We start from the raw sequence: 24,686 nt of genomic DNA on the forward strand, positions 1-24,686 counted from the left end.
GCGCCGGCTTCGCCACCCGGCGGCGGGGGGTCGGGCGCGGCGCAGCGGGCGCCCGGACCGCGCCGTCGCCCGGCAGCGCGATCGTCAGGTGCCGGATGGCCGCCACGAGGTCGTCGAGGCTCGCCTGCGCGGTGCGGCAGAGCCGGATCCGCAGCGACAGGGCGCGGCGCGGCGCGGAGGTATCGGTGGTGCCGAAGATCCCGTCGCGGGACGCGACCTGCGCGTCGCGCCGCGGCCGCTCGAACCACTGCCAGGCGTAGAGGCAGTCGGCGCCGAGCGCCAGGCCGATCGGCCCGTAGGCGTTGCGGGGCGGCACTGCCTGAATCCGCATCGGCTCGCCGGGAAAGCGCACGGCGATCTCGCCGGCGATGCCGAACTCGCTCGGCTTGGCGAGGCGCGGCGGGAAGGCGAGGAGCAGGTCGCCGGTCTCGTTGCGAAGCGCGATCTCGGCGTGGTTGCGCCCGTCGCCGCCCTCGTAGCGGATGCGCTGGTCGAAGCCGTCGCGCTGGCGCGTCTCGATCACCGCGGCGACCCGGCCGGCGCCCGGCAGCCGCAGGGCCGGAGCGGGCTGCGCCGGGGCGGGGCCCACCCCCGCGAGGAGCGCCAGGAGTGCGGTAACGAGGGGAACGAGGGACAGGCGGGCGCTCACGGATAACCCTTCTCGGCGGGAACCGCGCGCTCCGAGGTGGTGCGGGCCGGCACCGAGAAGCGGACGCTCTCGGGGGAGGCGGAGCGCGTGCGCTCGCCCTGCTGGTCCTGCCACAGCGTCCCGGGCGGGGGCCCGGTCAGTCCCTCGGGCTTGTCGAGGCCGTTATAGCCCGGCAGGAGCGCGTAGCCGTAGCGCTCGTAGGGCATCGCCCCGGCGCCCGGCACCCGGCGGGCGACGAGCGGCGGCGCCGGCACCGACGGCTCGCGAGCGTAAGCCCCCGCTTGCGCCTGGCCGGTCCCGCCCGCGGGATAGCGCAGGGGATTGTCGAGGGGCACCGCCAGGGGGAACTCGCCGCGCTGGACCGCCGGCGGCACCGCCTCGGTCCGGCCCCCGGCGCCCGGGGCGTCCGGCCGCGGCACCCGGCCGTAGGAGGCCTGCGGTTCGGGCCGCACGGCGTTGGCCGCCGCGGGCGCGGCCCGGCCGCCGGTGGAGGCGGTCGCCCCCTGCACGGCGCAGGGCAGCGGGGGACCGCCCTGGCTCTCACGGAACAGGAGGTCGACCACCTTCGGAAACAGGCCGTCGTAGCGGTTGACCACCTCCAGGTAGGGCCGCTGGCGCCGCAGGCGCTGGAGCGTCAGGGCGTAGCCGAACACCGTGCTCTCGCTCGGCATCCAGGCCACCGCGCGCTGGAACCACTCGAGGGCGGCGTCGAACTGGCAGGAATTGTAGGCGTACCAGGCCAGCCCCTGGGCGCCCTCGCCGGAGGCGGTGGCGTTGACGACGCGGGCGTAGCGCTCGATCCGGGCCGGCTCGATGTAGGGCGGGCTCGCCAGGGTCAGCTTGCGCTCCAGGAGGTCGATGAACAGGAGCTCGTTGCCGACGAAGCGGTCGCGCCAGGCATAGGCCACCTCCTCGGCCTCGCGCATCATGTTGAGCTCGCGCAGGGTGTGGGCGAGGCCGTGCGCCACCATCGCGTCGCCGCCGCGCGCGATCGCCAGCTTGAACCACTCCAGCGCCTCGCGGAACTGGCGCCGCTTGTAGGCGTACCAGCCGAGGAGCCCGGTCTGGCTCGGCTCGGCGGTCTTGCGGGCATAGGCCTGGAAGGCGGTGAGGTCGGGCAGGGTCGGGGTCTGGGCCGGCTCGTCGTGCAGGAAGGCGGCGATCCGCGCCCGGGTGATGTCGAGGCGGATCGGCTCGAACTCGGAGGCCCCGGAGGGATCCTGCCGCCCCATGGCGATCAGGCGCTCGGCCTGCTCCATCTTGATGTGCGCCATCGCCTTCTGGATCGTCGCGAGGCGCGCGCCGGTATCGGCGTTGCCGTCCAGCACCGACTTGTAGAGGTTGAACGCGTCCTCGCTCGCCCCGGTGGCGGCGAGGTCGTCGGCGATGATCCAGATGCTCTCGACGTCTGCCGGGTCGAGGGCGCTCGGATCGGCGCGGTAGAGCGCGACGACCTCCTCCGGGTTCTTGCCCGCCGCCGCCGCGATGCTGGAGCGGAACTCCGCCCGGCGCAGCTTGCGCCCGAGCTCCTCCGAGGGCTGCCAGGACGGCTCGACCGAGCGGCGCGCGGTGATCGCGGCGCGCAGATCCTGCAGGCGGCCGGCGGTGAACAGGTCCCAGAGCGGCGCCTCCTCGGGCGGGCTCGGCTGCAGGCTGTCGAGGTCCGGCGGCTCAGTCCAGCCCGGATAGAGCCGCTTCAGGCGGGCGATCTCCGCCCGCATCCGGGCGGTCTGCTTCTGCGAGGCGTAGTAGCGCAGCGCGCTCTCGTCGACCATGCCGGGGGTGCGGGAGGTCTCGGGGTCGACCATGATGGCCGGCGCGCGCACGCCGTCGCCGTAGACGACCCGCGGCAGGGCGGTGTCGGGCGCCTGGGCGAGAGCGGGGCTCGCGGCCAGGGGCAGCCCGGCAACGACCAGGACAGCCGCGGCGAGGGGGAGGGAGCGGCTCACGACTTGAGGCATGACGGGTAGCGCATCCGGGCCGCGACCAGGGCGAGGAGGTGGAGCGTCGTCGGGTAGTAGTTCTGCCCGTCCTGCACGCTGCGAAGAGAGTCCGGGAAGGGGGTGCCGTCCTGCGCGCAGGCGACGAGGGCGGGGAGCGCGGTGTAGCCCGGCTCGGTCAGCCACTCGACCGGGCGGCCGTCGCGGGTGTCGACGATCGGCAGGCGCTCGCGGTCGATCCCGCCCCACAGGGTCCGGAACGGCGCGTAATCGTCCGGCCGGCCGACGCCGGCCCAGGCGAGGTAGAGCGGAATCCGGATGGCGTTGTAGGAGAACAGCGGCGGGAAGCCGTCGGCGGGGCGAAGCGCCTCGTCCTTGGCGGAGATCCACTCGGTCGGCAGGCCGCTCGGGCCGAAGCGCGCGCGGCGCAGCACCTCGACGCCGCTGCGGATCACCGAGGCCCAGTCGTATTCGGGTGCGACGATCCCGAGGCGCTGGAAGGCCGGGAAGACCCAGTAGGACAGGTTGACGAGCGGCCCGTCGGCCCGGTCGCGGGCGGCGAATCCTGCGACCGCCGGCAGCACCAGGGGCCCGGGCGCGGCGCGGAACAGGATCGTCTTGCGGCCGAACTCGACGGCGAGGCGCCGCGCCGCCGTGCGGTAGGACGGCTCGCCCCAGGCCTCCGCCGCCTCGGTCAGGGCCCAGGCGACCAGGATGTCGCCGTCGGTGGCGTTGTTCATGTCGGAGACCGCCGGGCGGTGGTCCGGCGCCCAGCGCCAGGCCAGGAGCTCGTCGGAGCGCACCAGTAGGTTGGCGCGGGTCCAGCCCCAAATCCGCTCGAAGGCGGCCCGGTCGCCCGCCGCCACCGCCAGCAGCATGCCGTAGCCCTGGCCCTCGCTGTGGCTGATGAAGCCGTTGGCGGTATCGACGATCCGGCCCTTCTCGGTCACGAACCGGGCCCGGTAGGCGCGCCAGCCGGGATCGTCCCCGAGGCTGCCGGCGAGCGCGAGCCCGGCGGCCCGGCCCGGCATTTCGCCCGGATTGGCGGAGGGCAGGCTCGGGACGGCGGTGGCGGGGGGCACGGGGGTCGGTTCCTGTCCTTGCGCGACCTGACCCTGGGTGCCGTCGGGCGCCTGAGCCGGAAGCGGCGCTTGAGGGGCCTGCGGCGCTTGAGGGGCCTGCGGCGCTTGCGCCCATCCGGGCATCGCCGAGAGGAGCAGCGACGCGGCGCAGGCGAGGGCGGGGAGGGTCCGGCGGCTCATCGGTTCCTCCGGCCGAGCTGGCGCACCAGGCTCGTGGTGGCGAGGCCGAGGCAGAGCGCCATGACCAGCGTCATCGCCACGTAGGCGCCGGGATTGAGGGAGAGCCAGGCGGCGGAGACGAGCCGCAGGTTCGCAAGACCCCGCGCCTGCGTCTCGATCAGCCCGACGCGCTTGGGCTGCACGGTGGTGAGGCTGCCGTCCGAGGCGTCGAGGAAGGCGGCCTGGCCGGAGAGGTTGGTCCACACCACCGGATCGACGAGGCAGGAGACCGAGGCCTTGAGGATCGAGGCGTTCGGGGCGGTCACCACCACGGTGCCGTCCCGGAGCCGCCCTCCGGCGCCCTGGGCGATGATCAGCGAGGCGCGGGGATTGAGCGGCACCGCCTCCGGCGCCGGCCCGCCGGCGAGGCGGAGCGCGAGGTCGCGGGTCTCCGCCGCCCGCTGGACCAGCCCGGCCCAGGCATTGGCGAGCACCGCCGGGACGACGGTGAGGCCGCGCGCCGACTCGTCCCAGCGCGCGACCAGGTCCGCCTCGCTGTCGGCGGGCGCCTCGGTCGGATCGGGCGCGGGGGCCTGCGGGGCGGCCTGCGCCGGGGCCGGGGCCGCGGAGGCCGTGCGCAGGGGCGTGGTGAGGGCCGGCAGGGCGCAGCGCATCGGCAGGTTGCGGCGCAGGCGGTCGAGGGTGACGACACCCTCGGCCCCGAACGGGCCGGGGGTGGCGACGGTCTCGGCCCGGCCCTCCCAGATCCCCCGGACCTGCGCCGGATCGAGGCCGACGGCCTCCAGCGCGGCGGGGGTGAGCGCGCGGACCGGGGCGACGATCAGGTGGGCGCCGCCCCCCGCCTCGCGCTCGTCATTGCCGATCTCGAAGTCGATCACCCGGTTGGCCGCGATGGCGAGGCGGGCCGCCAGGGTCGCGGCGGCGGACGCCGAATCGCGGTCCGGGGTGGGCAGGACGAGGCGCGGGCGCCGGGCATTGGCTGGGAGGTTCGGCGCCAGGAACGGCACCGCGCCGGCCTTGACAGCGGCGAGGTCGGGGCTGCGCACCGCGCGGGCGAGAGCCGGAATGTCGATCCGGGTGCGGTCGAGGAACAGGAAGCGGGCGCGCCGGGCGCCGGGCGCCAGGGTGTCGCAGGTCCGGTCGGCGGCGGTGGGGAGCTGGGCGCTGATCTCGACCCGGTTCAGCCCGGGCCGCCACAGGCTCAGGGGCAGCGGGATCGCGCTGTCGGTAAAAACCTCGCCGCGACTGTAGGGCAGGGGCACGCTGGCAGCGTTGCGGCCGTTGATGTCGACGACGATCCGGGCACTCGGCTCTAGGCCGGCGGCGTAGCCGCCGGCGAGGTGCAGGATCACCTTGCCGTAATCGGCCGGGACGAAATCGGCGGGAAATCGCACCGCGAAGCCGACCCGCAAGAGCCGGCCGTCGAACTCGCGGCTCGTGACCCCGAGCTGATCCAGGGTCAGGCTCTCGCCCCCCTGGACCGGAGTGCCGCGGGTCAGATCGGCGAGCCGCGTCCCCGGCGGCGTTCCGGACGCGTCGCCCGAGGCGGCGAGCGTCGCGATCGCCTGGCGCACATCCGCCGCGCTCACGCCGGTGACGACGAGGACCGGGGCGCGGCTGCCGCGCGGCGCCAGCACGGCGACCCGCGGGCCGGTGATGGGACCGAGCTCTTCCAGCCCCTCGGTGCCTCGGATCTCCGCGGCGGTGCCGACCGCGAGGGTGAGGCCGGCGCGGCCGGAGAGGGCGGGGCCGAAGCTCACCGCCGGCCGCGCGAGCCGCCCGACCAGGGCGACCGCCTGCACGGCGCCGATCATCCGCTCCAACCGCTCCGGACTCGGCCGCTCGGCGAGCAGCACGCCGATCGGCAGCGCCCCGCTCTCGTCGGGCTCGAGCGCCGCGAGGGTCTTGAGGTCGAGGTCGGAGGCCTGGGCCACGACGAGGCCGGAGCGCGACGGGTCGATCTGGGTCCACAGCTCGTAGGTGGCCTCGGTCGAGCAATCGACCCGGTGGCGTTGGCTCGCCGCGAGGGTCACCGCGTTGTAGCCGGGCTTGAGCACGCCCTCAGGGAGGGGAAACTCGACCACCTTGACGGCGCCGGGGGCCTGGATCCGGGTCCAGCCAACCCGGGTCCCGTTGACGCTGCCCGACAATTCGGAGGATTCCGGCGCCACCGAGATCGCCGAGAGGTAGGAGACGCGCAGCTTCGCCGGGCCGCGGGCCTGCGCCTCGGTCACGTAGACGGGGAATTGCAGCGAGGCTTCCTCGCCGGCGAGGCGGTAGCCGCCCGTGCCGGCGGGAAACCGCCGCGCCGCCTCGACCGCCGCCACCACCGCCATACCGCGGCGGACGGGGTTGGGCTCGGGTTGGGCCTGCGGTGCTTGTGTTCCCTGCCCTGGCGGCCGTGGCGGGGCGCGCAGGGGCTCGCCCGTGGGCGGCAGGGTCAGGCGCTCGGTCGGGCCGGTGCCGAGGAAGCTCTGGGCGAGGGTGGGGGTGGCGAGGAGGCAGGCGAGCAGCGCCGCCAGGGTCGCGGTCAGACGCCCCCCCCTTCCTGGCGACCTCGGGCTCTCACGAAGCTGATCACCCCTGTGGCAGGGCTGTTCGGGAAGGAGCGCTGGTTTCCCCCTCTCCCCGCGGGCGGGGAGAGGGCGGCTGATCCCTTGTCGGGTCAGCCGCGAGCCCGCAGGGCGAGGGTGAGGGGGCAGTGCCGGAAGAGGCTCATCCGGGGGCACCCCCTCACCCTCGCTCCGGCTCAAGCCTCCGCTTGCTGCGTCTCCTGAACGGAGACGCAGCCCTCTCCCCGCCCGCGGGGAGAGGGGAAAACCCGCGCGGATCCCGCGTTGAAGAAGGGCGAGGCGGCGCAGGATCATCGCCACCTCACGCCGCGTCGGTGCGCCGGCCGCGGGCGGCGAGCGCGCGGTCGTTCTCGAAATCGAGCATCAGGCGGACCCAGTCGCCATCGGCCTCCGCCTCGTCTTGGGTCGCATCTTGGTTCGCACCTTGGGCGTGAGCCTGGGTCTGGGCGGCGGGGGCCTGCGTGCGGATCGGGAGGGTCGGCCGTGCGAGCGGGGCGAGGGGCAGGTCGACCGGCTGGGGCGGGCCTACGTCCCGGGCCGGCTCGTCGTAGACCGGGTCCACCGGGGCCTCGACCGGCATCGGCCGACGCACCTCGCCGGCCAGCGCGTAGCGCAGGGCGCGGACCGGCTCGGAAAAGCCCCACCAGATGAACTGCAGCGTGCCGGTGAACAGATCCTTGTGACGGCGCCGGCGCAGCTGGAACCGGCGCATCGCCTCGGCATCGCCGTACATCAGCCCGGCCAGCGCGACGTAGTCCTGCGGCCGCAGGGTCCCGAAGGCGAGGCGGCAGACCGCGTCGGCGCCGGACCGCGTGACCGGCCCGAGCACCACCGGCAGGGCGCCGGCGGGGCGGGCACCCGCCACCGGCACCACCGTGAGCGTGCCGGGGACCGGGCGGTGGCCCGCGCCGGGAGCGAGGAACGCCGCCGGCATCCGCACGGTGCAGGCCTCGGCCGAGACCCGCTCGACCGCCACGTCGACGGCCCGGCCGCCGAGGGTGAGCTGGCCGCGGCGGGCGATCGCCAGGGACGGCGTGCGCTCGAACTGACGCCGCTCGGCGCAGACCCCGAGCGCCGCCCCGGCGGTGAGCAGGTTGAACAGGTTCCACAGCCCGACGACCAGCATCAGGTTGGTGACGCCCGGCTCGAACAGGTAGCGCCAGGCCGCGACGACGCAGCCGGTCAGGAGCAGGCCGTAGACCGCGAAGAACGGCAGCGAGAGCGCCGACAGGTGGTCGTGATCGAGCGTCGCGCCCTTGTTGGTGACGTTGAAGGTCGGTTTGCGCGGCGACCAGATCACCGAGACGATCGCCTTCGACAGGTACAGGCCCTGGACGTACTCGTACAGCTCGGAAACGAACGGCCAGCGGAACTTGCCGTAGACGTAGTTCTGCATCATCAGGTTGATGACGATGTAGGTCGCCGTGTAGGCGATCGATTCGTCGACGCTGGCGACGAAGATTTTTAGATCGAAGAAGATGTGCAAGAGCGGCGCGAACATGAAGGCGAGCCGCGGAATCGGGAAGAACCAGAACGTCATGCTCGACAGGTAGGCGAGCTTCTGGATCGGCTTGAGGCCGCGCTGCAGGGCCGGGTTCTTCAGGAGCAGGATCTGGAACATGCCCTGGCACCAGCGCGAGCGCTGGCCGATGAAATCGGCGAGCGTGTCGGGCTGGAGGCCGGCGATCAGCGGCTTGTCGACGTACGCGCTGGTCCAGCCGCGGGAATGCAGCTCGAAGGCGGTCTCGCAATCCTCCGTGATGGTGATGCCGGCGAATCCCCCCGCCTCGTCGAGGGCGACGCGGCGCAGGAGCGCCGCCGAGCCGCAGAAGAACGAGCCGTTCCACTTGTCGAGCCCGGCCTGGGTCACCGCGTAGAACATCTCGTTCTCGGACGGCATCCGCTCGAAGGTCTTGAGGTTGCGCTCGATCGGGTCCGGGTTGAGGAAGGCGTGCGGGGTCTGGACCAGGAAGAGCTTCGGGTCCTCGGCGAAGTAGCCGACGGTCTCGGCCAAGAGCGAGCGGAACGGCACGTGGTCGGCGTCGAGCACCAGCACGAGGTCGCCCGTGGCGAGGCTAAGCCCGTTGTTGAGGTTGCCGGCCTTGGCGTGCTCGTTTCGGGAGCGTGTCAGGTAGCGGGCGTCGAGGTCGCGGCAGAGCGCCTGCAACGCGGCCCGGCGGTCCCGTGCGGCCTGCGCCTTCTCGGGGTTGGGATCGGCGCATTTCTGGTCGGTGCCGCCGTCGTCGAGGAGCCAGACGGTCAGCTTCTCGGGCGGGTAGTTCATCTGGCGCGCGGCGGCCAGCGTCATCGCGAGGATCTCGGCATCCTCGTTGTAGCTCGGCACGAAGACGTCGACGGCGGGCAGGTCGGCCGCCGGCACGGCGGCAGGCGGGGGGCGGCGCAGCGGCTCGGCGTTGATGATCAGGCTGACGAACAGGATGAAGACGCAGTACAGCTCGCAGAGCAGCAGCAGCAGCCCGAAGCCGAAGCTGACCGGATCACCCGGGGAGGGCAGGGTGTCCGTCACCCGCCACAGGATGTAGCGCAGCACCACCAGGCTGCCCATCGCCAGGAAGACGAAGCGCGTCCGCGGCCCGTCGAAGACAAGCCACAGCCCGGCCATCGCCGCCATGGCGGCGAGGCTCATCGCGAGCTGGTTCTGGGTGCCGACGGGCTGGCTCAGAAGGGCGAGGCCGGCCACCGTCGTCCCCATCCAGGCCAGCCATCGCAACACACGCACCACGCCCGCCACCTCCGAGTCGCCAAGTCTCCTACGCCATAGGAATATGTCGGTTTCTCGTTACGAGAACCTGCTTTTTTTCGATGGTCCTCAATGCATCGGAGCGCGAAAACCGCTCCTGTCCCGTATCAAATTGCCACACGTGATCGTGGATCGCCCTGGACCAGCCCTCATCTCACAGGCTGTCCTGCGATGGCGAGACCGATTTTTCATAGGAATATTTTGTAATAGTGCAGTCTAAGGACCAAGCCCCGTACGATGACGATCGCGGTCAGATCAAATTCTGATACAGATGTCGTCCGCACGGTCGTCTTCGAACACGGTCGTCGACACGGCGTAGGACCGGTCCAGCGCCCTCACGCAGAGAGCGGAGCAGGTGGGGCCGGGACCTTTCTCAACGTCAGCACGGCACTAAATTTCGCAACTCGGGGTTGCGATAGCAGTCAGGTTGCAGGCCGGCCCCCGGAGCGGGCGACGGTCGTCGCGGCGCATGAGCGATGCGTTGCTCGACCAAGCCGCCGGCGGGTGCTGCCGAACGCCGACACCGCCCGATCGCGGCGCGATCGGGCGGTGCTCCCGGTTCTCACCTCTGTCGTGTCATCCGTGCCGGAGCGGCCCGCGCTCCGCTGGAAACCAGACTAGAACGGGATGTCGTCGTCCAAGTCGTCATAGCGCTTCTGGTTGCCGCCGCCGCCACCGCCGGACGGAGCCGGGCGCCGCTCGCCGCCGGACGAGGAGGAGCGTCCACCGCTGCTGCGACCACCACCGCCGCCACCGCCGTAATCGCCGCCGCGGCTGATCTGGCCGCCGCCCATGTCGTCGGCGCCCATCTCGCCCATACCGCCCTCGGCCCCGCCACCGCGGCCGTCGAGGATGGTCAGCTCGCCGCGGAAGCGCTGCAGCACGATCTCGGTCGTGTACTTCTCGACGCCAGACTGGTCCTGCCACTTGCGGGTCTGGAGCTGGCCCTCGACATAGACCTTCGAGCCCTTGCGCAGGTACTGCTCGGCGACGCGGGCCAGGTTCTCGTTGTAGATCACGACCGAGTGCCACTCGGTCTTCTCCTTGCGCTCGCCGGTCGCCTTGTCCTTCCAGGACTCGGACGTGGCCAAGCGCAGGTTCACCACCGGATCGCCGGAGGCCAGCCGGCGGGTCTCGGGATCGCGCCCGAGATTGCCCACCAGGATCACCTTGTTCACGCTGCCCGCCATCCCGCTCTCCTCTCGTTCCATCTCACTCGGGCGCATGCCCGGCCGACGCCGCGGACCACCGCTTCGGTCACGCGAGTTGGGCCGAACAGGCCGGGACCGGCAAGGGGAGGGGCGCCTTTGTGCCCGCTTCACACATGCCGGAGGCCGGACAACGTTCTATATTTGTTCGCTGGGCCGGGCAAGCGAAAAGGGCGAGCCGATACAGCTCTTCCAGTGATTCTCCGCGTCATCCCGGGGCCGCGAAAGCGGAACCCGGGATCCATAACCGCTCACGATTCAGGATCAAGCGGGACGCGATCGACCTCATTCTTTGACGTCAGCGTTTATGGATCCCGGGTTCTCGCCTGCGGCGAGCCCCGGGATGACGCAGAGGATGGGAGACTCGGCTGCGTGACGGATGATCGCTCAGTCGAGCGCGTCCAGCGACTGTGCCACGTCGGCGATGAGGTCCTCGACCGATTCCAGCCCGATCGACAGCCGCACGGTGTCCGGCCCGACCCGGGCGGCCTCCTTGTCGGCGGCGGGGAGCTGGCGGTGGGTCGTGGTCGCCGGGTGGATCGCCAGGGACTTGATCTCGCCGATATTGACGAGGTGCGAGATCAGGTTGAGTCCGGTGATGAATTTTTGGGCCGCCGCCTCGCCGCCCTTGAAGCCCACCGTGAAGATCGAGCCCGCGCCCATCGGCGAGTAGCGGTTCGCCAGGGCCTCGCCGGGCTGGCCCGGCAGCGACGGGTAGCTCACCCAGGCCACCTTCGGGTGGTCACGCAGGAAGGCGGCCACCGCCTTGGCGTTGGCGCAGTGGCGCTCCATGCGCAGCGGCAGGGTCTCGGTGCCGGTCAGCGTCAGGAAGGCGTTCATCGGCGACAGGCCGGGGCCGAGGTCGCGCAGGCCGAACAGCCGGCAGGCGGTGGCGAAGGACGTCTCGGGGAAGCGCTCGGAGACGATCAGGCCCTCGTAATCGGGCCAGGGCTCGTTGATCAGGTTGTAGCGACCCGTCGCTTTCCAGTCGAACCGGCCGGCATCGCAGACGATGCCGCCGATCACCGTGCCGGAGCCCGACAGGAACTTCGAGGTCGAGTGGACGACGATGTCGGCGCCGTGCTCGATCGGCCGGATCAGGGCAGGCGAAGCCAGCGTGTTGTCGACGACGAGCGGCAGGCCGTGCTTGCGCGCCACCGCGGCGACGCCCGCGAGGTCGATCACCGTGCCGCAGGGGTTGACGATCGATTCGCAGACGATCGCCCGGGTCTTGTCGGTGATCGCGGATTCGAAGTCCTCGGGCGTCAGGCCGCGGGTGAATTGCGGGACGAGGTCGTAGCGGCCCTCCAGCCGGCGCATCAGCCCGAGCGAGCCGCCGAACAGCCGCGCGGAGGCGACGTAGGCGTCGCCCGACTGCATCAGGGTCATCAGCACGAGCAGCATCGCCGACTGGCCGGAAGCCACCGCCACCGCCGCCTTGGCGCCCTCGAGCGAGGCGACCCGGCGCTCGAGCGCCGCCACGGTCGGGTTCGAGCCGCGGGAATAGGAGAAGCCCGTCGCCCGCATGGCGAAGATGTCGGCGGCCTGCTCGTTCGATTCGAACACGAAGCCGTTGGTGAAGTAGATCGGCTGCGCCCGGGCGCCGGTGGCCGGATCGGGGGCGGTGCCGGCATGGACCGCGCGAGTGGCGAAGTGGAGCTTGGTCGGATCGCTCATCGAAATCGTCCGTGGAAGGGTCGGCTCAGGCGGCGCGGCGCACGGTGTCGTGCAGGGTGCGCACCAGGGCCGAGGGCGCGTAGGGCTTGGGGATGAAGCGCGCGCCCGGCGGCATGTCGTGCGGGCCGGGGCTGCCCATGCCGGAGACCACCAGCACCGGGAGGCGCGGCCAGCGCCGGGAGACGAGGCGGGCGAGGGCGAAGCCGTTCATCGAGCCGAGCGGCATGTCGACGTCGGTCATCAGCACCTCGACGTCGGGCCGGCTCTCCAGCACCTTCAGCGCCTGGTCGGCATGGGGTGCCTCCAGCACGGTGAAGCCGGCCTCCGCCAGGGTGTCGGCGGCCTCCATCAGCAGGAGGCCGTCATCCTCGACGAGGAGCACCACCGGCGCCGCGTCGCAGGACGCGTCCGGCGCATCCTGTCGGGTGTCTTCCCGACGGGAAGCCTGATCGTGTCGGTCGAGGTCGGATGTCATCGCGGGCAATGCGGGCGGGGGCGAAAGGTTGCGGCCGAAGCGTGCTGCCTATGGGTCCGCATCCCATGGGTCAAGCGTGGCGGGAGAACGGCGCGGGACTGTCGCATCCCGAGCAAGTCCCACGCCATCCCTCCCTCGTAACGGCGACGCCGTCCCGGTGACGGCTACGCCGTCCCGTCCTGCATCGCCGCGAGCGGCGCTTCGAGCTCCATCACCGCGCCCTCCGGGGGAAAGCGCAGGCTGACCCGGCCGCCGAAGCTGTGCACCAGGCTGCGCTCGATCAGCCGCGAACCGAACCCGCCCCGGACCGGCGGCGCGACGGGCGGGCCGCCGCTCTCCCGCCAGCACAGGCGCAAGACGGCCCCGGCGCTCCCGGCGAGTTCCCAGGTGACGGCGACGCGGCCCGCTGGGCTCGACAGGGCGCCGTACTTCGCCGCGTTGGTGGCGAGCTCGTGCAGCATCAGGGACAGGGTCAGGACCGAGCGGGGACCGAGGCTGACGCTCGGCCCGGCGGCGGCGAAGCGGCCGGCCACCGCATCGATATGTGGCGCCATCGCGCCCTCCACCACCGCCGCGAGGTCGGCCTCCGCCCAGGCGCCGCGGATCAGCACGTCGTGCGCGTCGGACAAAGCCATCAGGCGGCCGTTGAACGCCTCCATCGCCGCATCGAGGGTCGGGGCGCTGCGCAGGGTCTGGGCGGCGACCGCCTGGACCAGGGCCAGGGTGTTCTTCACCCGGTGCGCCATCTCCTGCATCAGCAGCGCCTGCTGCTCCTCGGCGCGGTGCGCCTCGGTCACGTCGCGGGCGACCGCCAGCAGGCGCTCAGGGTTGCCGTCGGGCCCCTGGATCGGGGAGACCACCACGTCCCACCAGCGCGGGTCCTGGCCGCCGGAGGGCGCGCGGAACCGGCCGGTGCGCCCGGCCCGCGCGGCGGCGAGCGCCACCTCGGCGGCGGTGCGGTCGCCGGGCTCCGGCCAGGACGCCGCCCAGGTGCTGCCGATCACCGCCTCGTCGGGATGGCCGGCGGCGAGGCGGCCGCCCTCGCTCAGCCACTGCACCGTGCCGTCGAGGGCGAGGACCTGGATGCTGTCGCGGCTCGCCGCCAGGAGCCGGGCGGTGAAGGCCTCGCTCGCCCGCAGCCGCGCATTCAATTCCTCGGCGGTGGCGAGGCGCGCCTCCCATTCGGCGGCGGCGGGGGGCTCACCGCCCGCCGGCCGGCCGGGGGTGCCGTGGGCGTCGCGCAGCAGGGCGCGCAGCCGGGCCGTCTCCTCGCGGATTGCGCGCTGGCGCGCGGTCTCGTCGCAGGAGGCGCGTTCGGCGTCGGCGTCGTGGGCGACCATCGCACCAGCCTCCAGACCCGCCCGGGCGGCATGCGTCCCGCCCGGCGCGGATCGGCTCACCCGGCGCCGAAACTGGACGAGGCCAGTAGATCACGGGAGCAGGCTTGGCTGCAATGCTTGCGGGAATTTTTCCCAATCGTCTCTGCCACAACGGAAGGCCGGCCGGCCGCGCGGATCGTCGCGGCCGGCCGGCGTCGCCGTCCTTAGGACAGGGCCTGATCGAGGTCGGCGATCAGGTCGCGCGGGTCCTCGATGCCGATGGAGAGGCGCACCACCTCCGGGCCGGCGCCGGCCCGGGTCTTCTGCTCGTCGGTGAGCTGGCGGTGGGTGGTCGAGGCCGGGTGGATCACCAGCGAGCGGGTGTCGCCGATATTGGCGAGGTGCGAGAACAGCTTCAGGTTCGACACCAGGGCGACGCCGGCCTCGTAGCCGCCCTTGAGGCCGAAGGTGAAGACTGCGCCGGCGCCGTGCGGGCAGTAGCGCTTGTGCAACTGGTGATAGCGATCGGTCTCGAGGCCCGGATAGCTCACCCAGGCCACCGCCGGGTGGCGGCTCAGGTGCTCGGCCACGGTCTTGGCGTTGTCGGAGTGGCGCTGCATGCGCAGCGGCAGGGTCTCGATGCCGTTGATGATCAGGAAGGCGTTGAACGGCGAGAGCGCCGGCCCGAGGTCGCGCAGGCCGAGCACCCGCACGGCGATGGCGAAGCCGAAATTCCCGAACGTCTCGGAGAGCACCATGCCGGCATATTCCGGCCGCGGCTGCGACAGCATCGGGTAGCGCGCGTCGCCGGCCCAGGTGAACGAGCCGCCGTCGACGATGAGCCCGCCGATCGAGTTGCCGTGGCCGCCGAGGAACTTGGTGGCCGAGTGGACCACGATGTCGGCGCCGTGCTCGAACGGGCGGATCAGGTAGGGCGTCGCCATGGTGTTGTCGACGACGAGCGGGATGTTGTGGCGCTTGGCGACCGCGGCGATCGCCGCGATGTCGGTGATGACGCCGCCCGGATTGGCGATCGACTCGATGAAGATCGCCTTGGTGCGCGGGGTGATCGCCGCCTCGAACGAGGCCGGGTCGTCGGTATCGGCCCAGACGACGTTCCAGCCGAAGTTCTTGTAGGAGTGATTGAACTGGTTGATCGAGCCGCCGTACAGCTTGTTCGCCGCGATGAACTCGTCGCCTGGCTGCATCAGGGCGTGCATCACCAGGAACTCGGCGGCGTGGCCCGAGGCCACCGCGACGGCGGCGGTGCCGCCCTCGAGCGCGGCGATGCGCTCCTCCAGCACCGCGTTGGTCGGGTTGGTGATGCGGCTGTAGATGTTGCCGAAGGCCTGCAGCCCGAACAGCGAGGCGGCGTGGTCGACGTCGTCGAACACGAACGAGGTGGTCTGGTAGATCGGCGTGGCCCGCGCGCCGGTGGCGGCGTCCGGCGCCGCGCCGGCATGGATCGCGAGGGTGTTGAAGCCGGGCTGGCGGTCGGTCATGGCGTCCTCGGGCGTCGGTCTTTGGCCGACGTGCTTAGGACCCGTGGGCAACGGTGGTCAAGCGGGGATGTCCGTCGATTCGCACAGTAGAGCCCGCGGGTTCGCGGCTCCGGAACGACCGTGATCCGGTGCGGAGAAGCAACGTCTACAAGAGGGATCGGATCGGCAAGATCGATCTCCCGATCCATGAGGACGCGCGGGCGATGAACACTCGCCCGCGCCGCAGTGACCTCAGCGGTAATGCCGGTGCCGGCGGTAATGATGATGGCGCCGCCCGGGCAGGCCGGTGCGATAGGCGCGCCGGCCCGGATCGATGCCGAGCACGCCGTTGACGCCGCCCACGGCCCCGCCCACCGCGCCGCCGACGACACCGCCGATCGGCCCGCCGACCCGGTTGCCCTCGCGGGCGCCGCGGTCGATGCCGCCGGGAATGCCCTGCGCCTCGGCGGCGCCGGCGAGCGCCAGGGTGGAGAGGGCGAGGGCGGCCATCAGGGAGAGTTTCATGGGGCGCGGTGTCCTCTGCCGGAGGCGCCGCAGGAAGGGCCGGGCGCCTGGTTCGTCTCAACGCTCAGCTTGGGTGGAGGATCCGGTTCGCACATCGGGGGGACCGGCGATGGGGAGACCGCGATTTGTGCGGCACCGTGCGAGAGGCGGCCCGCATCTCGCGTCGGTATCAAGGCCCTCCAGATCACGGCCGGACCGCGACAGTGCCGGAGGCACGCCCAAAGCCTGTTTGCGCACTTTCGCTGGTTGGTTCAATGCCCACACCAACATCTCTCGACGTCATCCCGGGGCTCGACGCAGTCGAGAACCCGGGATCCATAACCGCTGACGCGCCAGGACGAAGCGGGACGGCCTCCGCCTCATTCTGAATTGTCAGTGGTTATGGATCCCGGGTTCCGCTACGCGGCCCCGGGATGACCCGGAGGGTGTAAAATCTCAGGAGGCCAATCGAACGGGCGCCGAAATTCATTCGCCTGGACGGGAGATGCCGCCGCCTCACACCATCGACGCCAGCCCCTCTCGATACGCCGCGACCGCGCGATCGAGCGAGAAATCCGGCATCGCCCGCTCGGCCGCCTGCCGCAGGCGCGCCCGCCGGTCCGGGTCGTCGAGGAGGGCGAGCGTCGTGCGCGCCCAGTCCGCGACCTCCATCGGCCGCACCGTGCCGCAGCCCCGCGCCTCCAGGAGTTCGCGGGCGGCACCCGAATGGGGCGAGGCGAGGACCGAGGCCCCGCTCTGCAACGCCTCGTTGACCACGATGCCCCAGACATCGCCGCGGCTCGGGAAGAGCAGCAGCCGGGCCGAGGCGTGGGCCTCGGCGAGCGCGCCTTGCGCGAGATAGCCGTCGAACCGGGCCGGGATCCCGGCCTCGGCGAGGCGCGCCGCCATCTCGGCCTTGAGCGGGCCGTCGCCCGCCACCCGCACCCGCAAGGGGCGCCCGGCGGCGGCGCAGGCGCGCATCACGTCGGTGAAGAAGCGCGCGCCCTTCACCTCCTCGTTGAGGATGCCGCAGAACAGGACGTCGTAGGGCCGCTCCTCCGGATCGGGCAGGGGCGGCACCGGATTCCAGGCCGGGAAGAGCGGCGCGCGAAACACGCTCTCGGGCGCCAGCCCGTAGCCGGCGAGCAGCGCCCGGCTGCCCTCGCTCGGCCCGAGGCCGAAGGCGGCGCCGGGCACGATCGCCCGGCGCAACAGGCGGTGCGCCGGCGAGCGGGCGCCGGGATCGGTCTCCGGCACGCCGTCGGTGCGGATCGCGTAGGGGATGCGTAAGGAGCGCGCCGCCAGCGCCGCCATCGCCATGGTGGGCGAGAAGTCGTTGAGGATCACCGCCGCCGGCCGTAACCGCGCGAGGCGGGGGACGACGCCCGGATTGACGTAGAGGTTGCGCACCGCGTCGCGGTGCCAGCGCAGGCCCGGCAGCACCGCGAAGCCGTAGCCGTCCGCCGCCGCCAGCTCCCACTGGCGGGCGGGCTCCCTGGCGGCGCAGGCGAGCACGGTGAGCGGGCGGTCGAGGGCGGCGGCCAGCGCCCGGTAGAGTACCTGGGTGTAGGGGGCGAGCGCCCCCGTCACCACCACGACCGGGCGGTCAGGGTCGCGCAAGGCGGGCTCCCCGGGCAGGGCGCGCGCCCATCAGGGCGTCGAGTTCGTGCACGGGCCATTCCGGTTCGAGGACGTGGCGCGGCATTGTCGGGAGATCGTCGGCACGGGCGGCGACGCCGCGGCGGGTGGTGAAGAAGGTGGCGTAGCCGCTGGCGAGCGCCAGGGCCGGGTCGCGGCCCGGCCGGTAATCGTGCTCCGCGACGCCCCAGGGGCAGGCGAAGTGCCGGATCGGCCGACCCGTCGCCGCCTCCAGCGCGCGGCGCGAGGCCGCGATCTCCTGCTCGGCGCCGGCCTCGTCCAGGGTCGCGATGCGGGCGTGGCTCGTGCCGTGCGAGCCGATCTCCATGCCGGCTTCGAGCCACTCGGCCACCAGGGCCCGGCCGGCATAGGGACCGGGCGGGTCCGCGGGCGGTGCGTCGAGCCAGTCGGCGACGAGGAACAGGATCGCCGGCACCCCGGCCGCGCGCAGGACCGGCAGCGCGACCTCGACCGTGTCGGCGTAGCCGTCGTCGAAGGTGACGAGGAAGTGCCGCCCGGTCCCGATCGCGCCGGAGGCGATCAGCCCCACCGCCTCGTCGGCCCCGACGAAGCGGCCGTGGCGCCGGAGATGGGCGATCTGCGCCGCGAACCCCGCGCGGTGATGCGCCGGCACGTGGTGGTAGCACAGGGTGTAGAGGCCCGGCGGCGCGTGGGCGAGCCGGCGCAGGCGGGACAGCCCGCGCAGCAGCAGGGCCCGGACCGCCGGATTGTCGCGGGCGAGGGTCTTGAAGGAGTGCAGCATCCCGCTCGTCGTCATGACAGGGCCATGCGCCGTAGGTGAGACCGGTCCGGCGCGGGAACAAGCCAAGAAAACCACGTAGACGAGAAAACCAACTCGACCCGATCGGCCGTGCCCGACCCGCGCGGTCGCGGTGCGCCGCTTGCGTCACCGGAGCATCGGCGGCGAGCGATGTCGCATCCTGGCACGGAACTCCCAAGACCATGACGAACCCTGAGACGGGATTGCGGGTGCAACCCGTGACCGACGCGCCAAACTGGGACGCGGCGGTATGGGCGCAGCCGCGCGGCACCATCTTCTCCGCCGCCGGCTGGGGGATCTACAAGACGCGCCGCGGCGCGGGCGTCGAGCGGCTGAGCATCCTCGACGAGGCCGGCGACCTCCTGGGCCTGGCGCAGGTGCAGCGGCGGCGGCGGGGCCCGGCCCGGCAATTCTACCTCCAGGGCGGGCCGCTCCTCACCGAGAAGGGCGAGCGCCACGGCGAGGCGGTGGTGCGCGCCCTGCTGGCGCATCTCGCCCTCGGGCCGCTGGACCTCGTGGTGGTCGATTTCAACCGGGCCGAGAGCCCGGGCGCGGTGCTCGGCCTGCTGGCGACAGGATTCCGGCCGGTCGCGACGGCGAGCCGGCACACCCTGGAGGTCGACCTCACCCGCGGCCTCGACGCGCTGCAGGCCGAGATGGAGCAGCGCTGGCGCAAGGCCTTGCGCAAGGCCGAGCGCAACGCGGCGCTCAGCGTCCGCTTCCTCGACGAGCCCGCCGAGCGGCTGAAGGCCTTCGACGCCTTCGCGGCGATGTACGCGGCGCTGAAGACCCGCAAGGGCTTCTCGAACGACTTCGATCCCGCCGCCTATCGCGACCTCGCGGCGAACGACCCGCGCCACGTCATGCTCGAGGTGCGGGAGGGCGACGAGCTGTGCCTGGTGCGCATCGCGCATGTGAGCCGCGACCGCTTCACCGATTTCTTCACCGCCTCGACCGAGCGGGCGAAGGCGAACGCCGCCGCCTACCTGGCGGTGTGGAGCTTCATCCGCCGCGGCGCGGAGGAGGGCTGCCGGGTGTTCGATTTCGGCGGCATCGATCCGGCGCACAACCGCGGCGTCTACGACTTCAAGCGCGGGCTCACCCGCAACGTCGCGTCGAGCGGGCCGCTCTGGCTCTACGGCCGCAACCGCCTCGTCACCGCGGCGGCCGGGGCGGTGCTCGCCCGGTGAGGATCCTTTCCGCCCTGCCGGCCCGGCTCTCCCGACGTCTCGGCGGACCGGCCCTGCTCTCGCTCCTCGACCAGGGGGCGGTGAGCGGCTTCGGCTTCCTCGCCGGCATCGCGGCGGCGCGCCTGATCGACATGGAGGGGTTCGGGCGCTTCGCCCTCGTGCTCATCGTGGCGGGCTTCGCGCAGGGGCTGCACAACGCGCTCGTCACCGCGCCGCTGATGACGCTCGCCGGCTCCGTGCGCGATCCGGCCCGCTACGCCGCGGCCGTCGGCGCCGGCGCCCTGGTGCTGGCGGCGGGCCTCGCCCTCGGGGTCGTAGGCGCGCTCGCCCTCTACTTCGCCGTCCGCGGCGAGGCGGTTCCGGTCGGCCTCGTCACCGCCGCCGGCGCGCTCACCCTGGCGCAGAACCTCCAGCTGACGGCCCGCCGCCTGCTCTTCGCCTATGGCGGGGGGGCGAAGGCCCTCGCCATGGACCTCGCCCGGGCGGCGTCGTTCCCGCTCGCGGTCGCGGGGCTCTGGGCGGCCGGCATCCCCCTCGACGCGGCGCGGCTCGTCGAATTGCTGGCGCTGACGGCCTTCCTGACGACCCTGCCGACGCTCGTCGCCCGGGCCGCCGCTCCCGGGCGCCGACGCCTCGCTACCGCCACCCGGCGCCACTGGCAGATGGCGCGCTGGCTGCTGCCGGTCGTGCTCGTCACCTTCGGGCAGGAGCAGCTGGTCTGGATCCTCGCCGGCGGCGTCCTCGGCGACGAGGCCTTGGGCGGCCTGCGGGCGGCGCAGTACCTCGTCGGCCTCGTGCTGCTGACGCTCGCCGCGACCGAGAACGTGGTGCCGACCGGCGCCGGCCGGGCCTACGACACCGGCGGCGAGGCGGCTTTGCGGGCCTACCTCCTCGGCGTCACCCGCCGCCTCGGAATCCCGGTCGGGTGCCTGCTCGCCCTCGTCGCCGGGCCGGCGGAGCTGTGGCTCGGCCTCGTCTTCGGCGAGACCTACGCGCCCTACGCGCCGGCCCTGCGCTGGCTGGCGCTCGGCGTCGTGTTCATCTTCCTGCGGGACATGGCGGCGCAGATCTTCCGGGCGCGGCGGCGCACCGACGTGATCTTCCGCGCCTTCGCGGTCAGCTTCGCGGTGTCGCTTGTGCTGATCCAGCCGCTCTTGACCCGCTACGGCGCCACCGGCGCCGCCGCCGTGGTGGCGCTCGCCCACGGCGCCTCGCTCCTCGCCCTCCTGGCGGCCCTCGGCCGCGCCCCGGTCCCGAAAGCCCCGACCACACCGGCGGAGAGCCCGCGATGCTGAACGCCCTCATCGCCGTCGGGGCCGCGACCTGGTTCACGGTCGCCTACCCGGTCCTGCGCCGCCGCCTTGAGACGCACCCGCCCTCCGGCGGCGCCCCCCTGTTCTGGCCGCTCGCGCTGCTGGTGGTGTTCGCCTTCATGCCGCTCGTCTTCACGGTGCCGCGGGAGGACGGCAACGCCGTGCTGGAGCAGGGGCTGACCGCCTCGAACGTCGTCACCATCGTGCTCACCGGGCTGACCGCCTTCTATCTGGTGGTGAAGGTCGCCGCCGACCGGCGCGTCCTGCTCCTGCCCTTCGCGATGCCCTACCTTCCGTTCACCCTGATGATCGGCATGAACGGGGTCAGCGCCGCCTGGTCGATCGTGCCGACCTACACGCTCTACCGCACCGCGGAGCTGGCGGTGTTCACGCTCGCCTGCATCCTGATCTTCGACCGGCCCGACATCCGGCGGCGGCTCGCCGACATCCTCGCCATCGTGACGCTGGCCTGGCTCGTCGCGGTGACGCCGGAGATCCTGCAGAGCCTGGCCTCGGGCATCGTGTTCTCCTCGGCCAAGAACAACATGATGCCGCTCGTCTGCGCGCTTCTCGGCTTCGCGGTGGTGTTCGGGCCGCCGAACAAGCGGCGCGGCCGCTACCTGGTGCTGGCGGTGGCGGGCTTCGTCATCGCGGGATCGGCCGCCTCGACGGGGGCGCTGATCGCCGTCGGGCCGGGGCTGATGATCGCCTCGCGCCGGCCGGGCCTGCGCGTCGCCGGCATCGTCCTGGCGCTGGTCTCGCTGGTGCTATTCCTGTTCCTGATGGTCGGCCTGTCGAGCTTTCCGGCGCTCCTCGACCTCCTCTCGGTCATCCTCCAGAAGCCCAAGATCGAGCTCGCCAACGCCACGGGACGGGGCCAGTTCTGGCCGACCTTCATCGCGGCGACGCAGGACCACCTGCTCGGCTCCGGCTTCTCGGCCGCCGACCGCTTCGTGCAGCTCCTGATCCCGACCACGGGCCTCGCCGACGAGCTCGGCCGCGACGCGGTGTTCATCACGAGCTCGCACAACATGTTCCTGAGCGCCTGGGCCGGCACCGGGATCATCGGCCTGTGCTTCGCGGTCCTGACGCTCGTCGAGCCGGTCCGCTTCGCCGCCCGCGCCGATCGCGGCACCCGCCGCCTCGTCGCCTGCCTAATCCTGATGCTCGCCCTCAACGGGATGACCACCCCGGGGTTGTTCCAGGACTGGAACGTCAACGTGCTCGCCTACGTCGCGGTGCTGGCCTGTGCCCGGGCGGCGCGGCGCGAGGCCGAGGCGCCGGAGATCGCCGGGCCCGCCCTGGTGTCCCTGCGCGAGACGGACCGGGTCTGGCCCGCCGCTTGAAGCGGGGACCCCACACGGACTGCACGCCGCCCCGATCGTCCCGGAGCGGAACAGATCCGACCCACAGCGGGAGGCTTGGGGCCTCGTTCGATCGCCTTGCCGTCGAACGAGGCCCCAAGCCTCCGATTTTGCCGCATTTTCCTCGACGGACCGGGATCCGCGCCGTCGAAAAAATGCTCCAGGGGAGCCTTGGGCGCATCATGACCATGGTCGAGAATGTCCGAAACGGGCTGCTCATCGGCGCGGCCCCGCGGGGGGAGGAGGGGCGGGAGCCCTGGTTCCTCGACCCGCGGGAGATCCTGCGCACCGTGCGCCTGCGCTGGCTCACGGTGCTCCTGCCCGTGGCCTTGTGCCTCGCGCTGGCCGCCGCCTGGACGCACCTGAATCCGCCGCAATACGCCGCCTCGACGCAGATCCTGATCGATCCGCGCGGACTGCAGGTGGTCAAGGACGGGCTGACACCGCCGGACCAGGCGAGCGACGCGAGCCTCCTCCTCGTCGACAGCCAGCTCCGGGTGCTCACCTCCGACGACGTGCTCGGCCGCGCGGTCGACCGGTTCGACCTCACCCGCGATCCCGAGTTCCAGGGCCGCGAGACCCTCATCGGCGCGATCAAGGGCTTCGTCGCGCGGTTCACCGGCCGGACCGAGCCCCCGGCCGAGCCCCGGCTGACGGCGCTCCGGATCCTGCGCGACCGGGTCGGCGCCCGGCGCCTGGAGCGCAGCTTCGTGCTGGAGCTCGGCGTCACCTCCGAGGACCGCGAGAAGGCGGCGCGGCTCGCCCGCGGCATCGCCGAGACCTATCTGGCCCGCGACGCGGCGACCCGCTCCGACACCACCCGCCGGGCCGGCGAGGCGATCGAAGGGCGGCTCGCCGAGCTGCGCGAGGCCCTGCGCCAGGCCGAGGACAAGGCGCAAGGATTCCGGACGAAGCGCGGCCTCGTCGGCACCCGCACGCAGCTGGTGAGCGAGCAGCAGCTGACCCAGCTCAGCGAGCAGCTCGGCGCCGCCCGGGCCAAGGCCCTCGAGGCCGGCGCCCGACTGCGCCAGGTCGAGGCGGTGCTCGCCGGCGGGCGCTCCGAGGCGGTCAACGAGATCGTGCAGAACCCGACCATCTCGGCCCTGCGCGGGCAGCTCGCCGGCGTCGAGCGCCTGCGCGCCGACGCCGAGGAGACCTTGGGCAAGCGCCATCCGAGCTACATGGCGGCCGTGGTGCAGGAGAAGGCCCTGCGCGCGGCGATCGAGGCCGAGATCCGCCGCATCGCCGCGGCGAGCCGCAACGACTTCGAGGCCGCCCAGGCGAGCGCCCGCGTCCTCACCACGACCCTGGAGCGGCGCAAGGCCGAAGCCCTGAAGGTCGGCGACGACTTCGTGCAGCTGCGCGAGCTGGAGCGCCAGGTCGAGGCGAGCCGGGCGGTCTACGAGGCCTTCCTGGTCCGGGCCCGGGAGCTGCAGGAGCAGCAGCGCCTCGACACCTCGGCCTCGCGGATCATCTCGCCGGCCTCGCCGCCGGAGAAGCGCATCGGCCCACCGACGCCGGTGGTGTTCGTCGCCGCCCTCGTCGCCGGGCTCGGCCTCGGCCTCGTCGGGGGTCTCGGGCTCGAATTGCTCGCCGGCCGCGTCCGCTCGCGCCGGCGCCTCGAGGGCCATCTCGGCCGCACCGGCCTCGACGCCCTGCCGCGGGCGCCCCGCGCGGCCGTGAGGCCCGCCGCCCTGCGGGCCGATTTCGGCAGTGCCCGGGGTGACGGCCCCTACGAGGTGGCGCTGGCGCGCCTGCGCCACCGCCTCGCAGCCGCCGAGCCGGGCGCGAAGCCCCTCGTCGTCCTCGTCACCGCGGGCGACGACCGGGCCGGCAAGTCGCTGCTCGCCCGCTCGCTCGCCCTCTCGGCTGTGGCCGACCGCGAGCGGGTGGTCCTGGTCGATGCCGATCCGAAGGGGCTGCTCACCCGCGACCTCGGCGCCGCGGCGCCCCGGGACCTCGCCGGCCTGTTGCGCGCCCGCGCCCCCCTGGGCGACGCCCTCGTGACCCTGCCCTCGGGCCTCCGGGTGCTGCCGCGCCCGTCCGACCTGCCGCGGGACCTCGCCGGGCCCCTCGCCGAGGCGCTCCTGCGTAGCGACGCCGACCTCGTCGTCGTCGATCTCGGCCTCGTCGGCGGCGACGTGGTGACCGAGCGCCTGATCGCCGAGGAGCGCATCCCGGTGCTGCTCCTCGCCGTCAGCGCCCGCCGCGGCCGCCTCGCGGCGGTCGACCGGGCGCTCAAGGCAATCGGCGCCAACCGCCGGCCGCGGGTGGTCGTGACGGATGCGGACCTGCGGGAATAGGCGGGCGCTCGCCCCCTCGGGCGGGTGGTTCGGGAGGAAGAAGAGGCGCGGGTTTTCCCTCCCCCGCAGAGGGGGGAGGGGGAAAATCCGCGCCTCCTCTTTCCCTGAACAGCCCGGCACCCGCAAGGAGAGAGAAACCCCCAACCACGATCGTCGCGAAAGATTCCCTGGCCAGTCTCGCCACAAGGGGACGGGCCGCCTCCTCTCGCGATCCGCGGCACATCAGGCCGAACCCGACCGGCCGCGAG

At 72.8% G+C, this 24,686-nt stretch carries 17 protein-coding genes; 4 read left to right on the plus strand and 13 right to left on the minus strand.

Going from position 1 to position 24,686, the window contains the following annotated elements; genetic code table 11:
* The 13 genes from bcsN to ABZT49_RS15280 form a co-directional block, all read right to left on the minus strand.
* Positions 1 to 649: cellulose biosynthesis protein BcsN (gene bcsN, locus ABZT49_RS15220; RefSeq protein WP_355286866.1), on the minus strand; the 649-nt coding region annotated here is incomplete at its 3' end.
* Positions 646 to 2,610 (minus strand): hypothetical protein, encoded by a 1,965-nt coding sequence (locus ABZT49_RS15225; protein WP_355286867.1) that lies wholly within the window; start codon positions 2,608 to 2,610, stop codon positions 646 to 648. The genes ABZT49_RS15225 and bcsN, both read right to left, overlap by 4 nt.
* A complete protein-coding gene (locus ABZT49_RS15230; protein WP_355286868.1) occupies positions 2,595 to 3,851 on the minus strand; it encodes a glycosyl hydrolase family 8 in 1,257 nt (418 codons plus the stop codon). Before ABZT49_RS15230 ends, ABZT49_RS15225 begins: the two co-directional genes overlap by 16 nt.
* Positions 3,848 to 6,187: a cellulose biosynthesis cyclic di-GMP-binding regulatory protein BcsB gene (locus ABZT49_RS15235; protein ID WP_355286869.1), complete on the minus strand. Its 2,340-nt coding sequence runs from the start codon at positions 6,185 to 6,187 to the stop codon at positions 3,848 to 3,850. The genes ABZT49_RS15230 and ABZT49_RS15235 overlap by 4 nt, the downstream gene beginning before the upstream one ends.
* Positions 6,188 to 6,725: 538 nt before the next feature.
* Positions 6,726 to 9,137 (minus strand): UDP-forming cellulose synthase catalytic subunit, encoded by a 2,412-nt coding sequence (bcsA, locus tag ABZT49_RS15240; RefSeq protein ID WP_407943512.1) that lies wholly within the window; start codon positions 9,135 to 9,137, stop codon positions 6,726 to 6,728.
* 665 nt (positions 9,138 to 9,802) lie between these two features.
* Positions 9,803 to 10,375 carry a single-stranded DNA-binding protein gene (gene ssb, locus ABZT49_RS15245; RefSeq protein WP_355286871.1) on the minus strand — a complete coding sequence of 191 codons (573 nt, stop codon included), beginning with the start codon at positions 10,373 to 10,375 and terminating at the stop codon, positions 9,803 to 9,805.
* 405 nt (positions 10,376 to 10,780) lie between these two features.
* Positions 10,781 to 12,070: an aminotransferase class I/II-fold pyridoxal phosphate-dependent enzyme gene (locus ABZT49_RS15250; RefSeq protein ID WP_355286872.1), complete on the minus strand. Its 1,290-nt coding sequence runs from the start codon at positions 12,068 to 12,070 to the stop codon at positions 10,781 to 10,783.
* 25 nt (positions 12,071 to 12,095) lie between these two features.
* Positions 12,096 to 12,545, minus strand: coding sequence for a response regulator (locus ABZT49_RS15255; protein ID WP_355286873.1), 450 nt, complete (start codon positions 12,543 to 12,545; stop codon positions 12,096 to 12,098).
* A 164-nt stretch (positions 12,546 to 12,709) separates the two neighbouring features.
* Entirely contained in the window at positions 12,710 to 13,885 is a 1,176-nt protein-coding gene (locus tag ABZT49_RS15260) for an HWE histidine kinase domain-containing protein (protein WP_355286874.1), read from the minus strand.
* 203 nt (positions 13,886 to 14,088) lie between these two features.
* Positions 14,089 to 15,366 carry an O-acetylhomoserine aminocarboxypropyltransferase gene (locus ABZT49_RS15265; RefSeq protein ID WP_093569978.1) on the minus strand — a complete coding sequence of 426 codons (1,278 nt, stop codon included), beginning with the start codon at positions 15,364 to 15,366 and terminating at the stop codon, positions 14,089 to 14,091.
* Between the two features lie 231 nt (positions 15,367 to 15,597).
* On the minus strand, positions 15,598 to 15,870 hold the full coding sequence (locus tag ABZT49_RS15270) for a hypothetical protein (RefSeq protein WP_355286875.1): 273 nt from the start codon (positions 15,868 to 15,870) through the stop codon (positions 15,598 to 15,600).
* 495 nt (positions 15,871 to 16,365) lie between these two features.
* Positions 16,366 to 17,469, minus strand: coding sequence for a glycosyltransferase family 4 protein (locus ABZT49_RS15275; protein WP_355286876.1), 1,104 nt, complete (start codon positions 17,467 to 17,469; stop codon positions 16,366 to 16,368).
* Positions 17,456 to 18,250, minus strand: a complete 795-nt coding sequence (locus ABZT49_RS15280; protein ID WP_355286877.1) for a polysaccharide deacetylase family protein — start codon at positions 18,248 to 18,250, stop codon at positions 17,456 to 17,458. The genes ABZT49_RS15275 and ABZT49_RS15280 overlap by 14 nt, the downstream gene beginning before the upstream one ends.
* Positions 18,251 to 18,450: 200 nt before the next feature.
* Here ABZT49_RS15280 and ABZT49_RS15285 point away from each other — a divergent pair, with 200 nt between their 5' ends.
* From ABZT49_RS15285 to ABZT49_RS15300, 4 genes are all read left to right on the plus strand, one after another.
* Positions 18,451 to 19,458 (plus strand): GNAT family N-acetyltransferase, encoded by a 1,008-nt coding sequence (locus tag ABZT49_RS15285; protein WP_355286878.1) that lies wholly within the window; start codon positions 18,451 to 18,453, stop codon positions 19,456 to 19,458.
* Entirely contained in the window at positions 19,455 to 20,753 is a 1,299-nt protein-coding gene (locus ABZT49_RS15290) for a polysaccharide biosynthesis C-terminal domain-containing protein (protein WP_355286879.1), read from the plus strand. Before ABZT49_RS15285 ends, ABZT49_RS15290 begins: the two co-directional genes overlap by 4 nt.
* Positions 20,747 to 22,117 (plus strand): O-antigen ligase family protein, encoded by a 1,371-nt coding sequence (locus tag ABZT49_RS15295; protein ID WP_355286880.1) that lies wholly within the window; start codon positions 20,747 to 20,749, stop codon positions 22,115 to 22,117. Before ABZT49_RS15290 ends, ABZT49_RS15295 begins: the two co-directional genes overlap by 7 nt.
* A 200-nt stretch (positions 22,118 to 22,317) precedes the next feature.
* Complete coding sequence (locus tag ABZT49_RS15300; protein ID WP_355286881.1) at positions 22,318 to 24,438, plus strand: exopolysaccharide transport family protein; 2,121 nt, start codon at positions 22,318 to 22,320, stop codon at positions 24,436 to 24,438.
* Positions 24,439 to 24,686: the final 248 nt, after the last annotated feature.

Origin of the sequence: Methylobacterium sp. EM32 (genome assembly GCF_040593685.1) — a bacterium.
In the GTDB taxonomy this organism is placed as follows: domain Bacteria; phylum Pseudomonadota; class Alphaproteobacteria; order Rhizobiales; family Beijerinckiaceae; genus Methylobacterium.

Coding starts and splice junctions, on each gene's coding strand:
- ABZT49_RS15225 (WP_355286867.1), bottom strand. CDS start 2,610: ATGCCTCAAGTCGTGAGCCGCTCCCTCCCCCTCGCCGCGGCTGTCCTG.
- ABZT49_RS15230 (WP_355286868.1), bottom strand. CDS start 3,851: ATGAGCCGCCGGACCCTCCCCGCCCTCGCCTGCGCCGCGTCGCTGCTC.
- ABZT49_RS15235 (WP_355286869.1), bottom strand. CDS start 6,187: ATGGCGGTGGTGGCGGCGGTCGAGGCGGCGCGGCGGTTTCCCGCCGGC.
- bcsA (WP_407943512.1), bottom strand. CDS start 9,137: ATGGGGACGACGGTGGCCGGCCTCGCCCTTCTGAGCCAGCCCGTCGGC.
- ssb (WP_355286871.1), bottom strand. CDS start 10,375: ATGGCGGGCAGCGTGAACAAGGTGATCCTGGTGGGCAATCTCGGGCGC.
- ABZT49_RS15250 (WP_355286872.1), bottom strand. CDS start 12,070: ATGAGCGATCCGACCAAGCTCCACTTCGCCACTCGCGCGGTCCATGCC.
- ABZT49_RS15255 (WP_355286873.1), bottom strand. CDS start 12,545: ATGACATCCGACCTCGACCGACACGATCAGGCTTCCCGTCGGGAAGAC.
- ABZT49_RS15260 (WP_355286874.1), bottom strand. CDS start 13,885: ATGGTCGCCCACGACGCCGACGCCGAACGCGCCTCCTGCGACGAGACC.
- ABZT49_RS15265 (WP_093569978.1), bottom strand. CDS start 15,366: ATGACCGACCGCCAGCCCGGCTTCAACACCCTCGCGATCCATGCCGGC.
- ABZT49_RS15270 (WP_355286875.1), bottom strand. CDS start 15,870: ATGAAACTCTCCCTGATGGCCGCCCTCGCCCTCTCCACCCTGGCGCTC.
- ABZT49_RS15280 (WP_355286877.1), bottom strand. CDS start 18,250: ATGCTGCACTCCTTCAAGACCCTCGCCCGCGACAATCCGGCGGTCCGG.
- ABZT49_RS15285 (WP_355286878.1), top strand. CDS start 18,451: ATGACGAACCCTGAGACGGGATTGCGGGTGCAACCCGTGACCGACGCG.
- ABZT49_RS15295 (WP_355286880.1), top strand. CDS start 20,747: ATGCTGAACGCCCTCATCGCCGTCGGGGCCGCGACCTGGTTCACGGTC.
- ABZT49_RS15300 (WP_355286881.1), top strand. CDS start 22,318: ATGACCATGGTCGAGAATGTCCGAAACGGGCTGCTCATCGGCGCGGCC.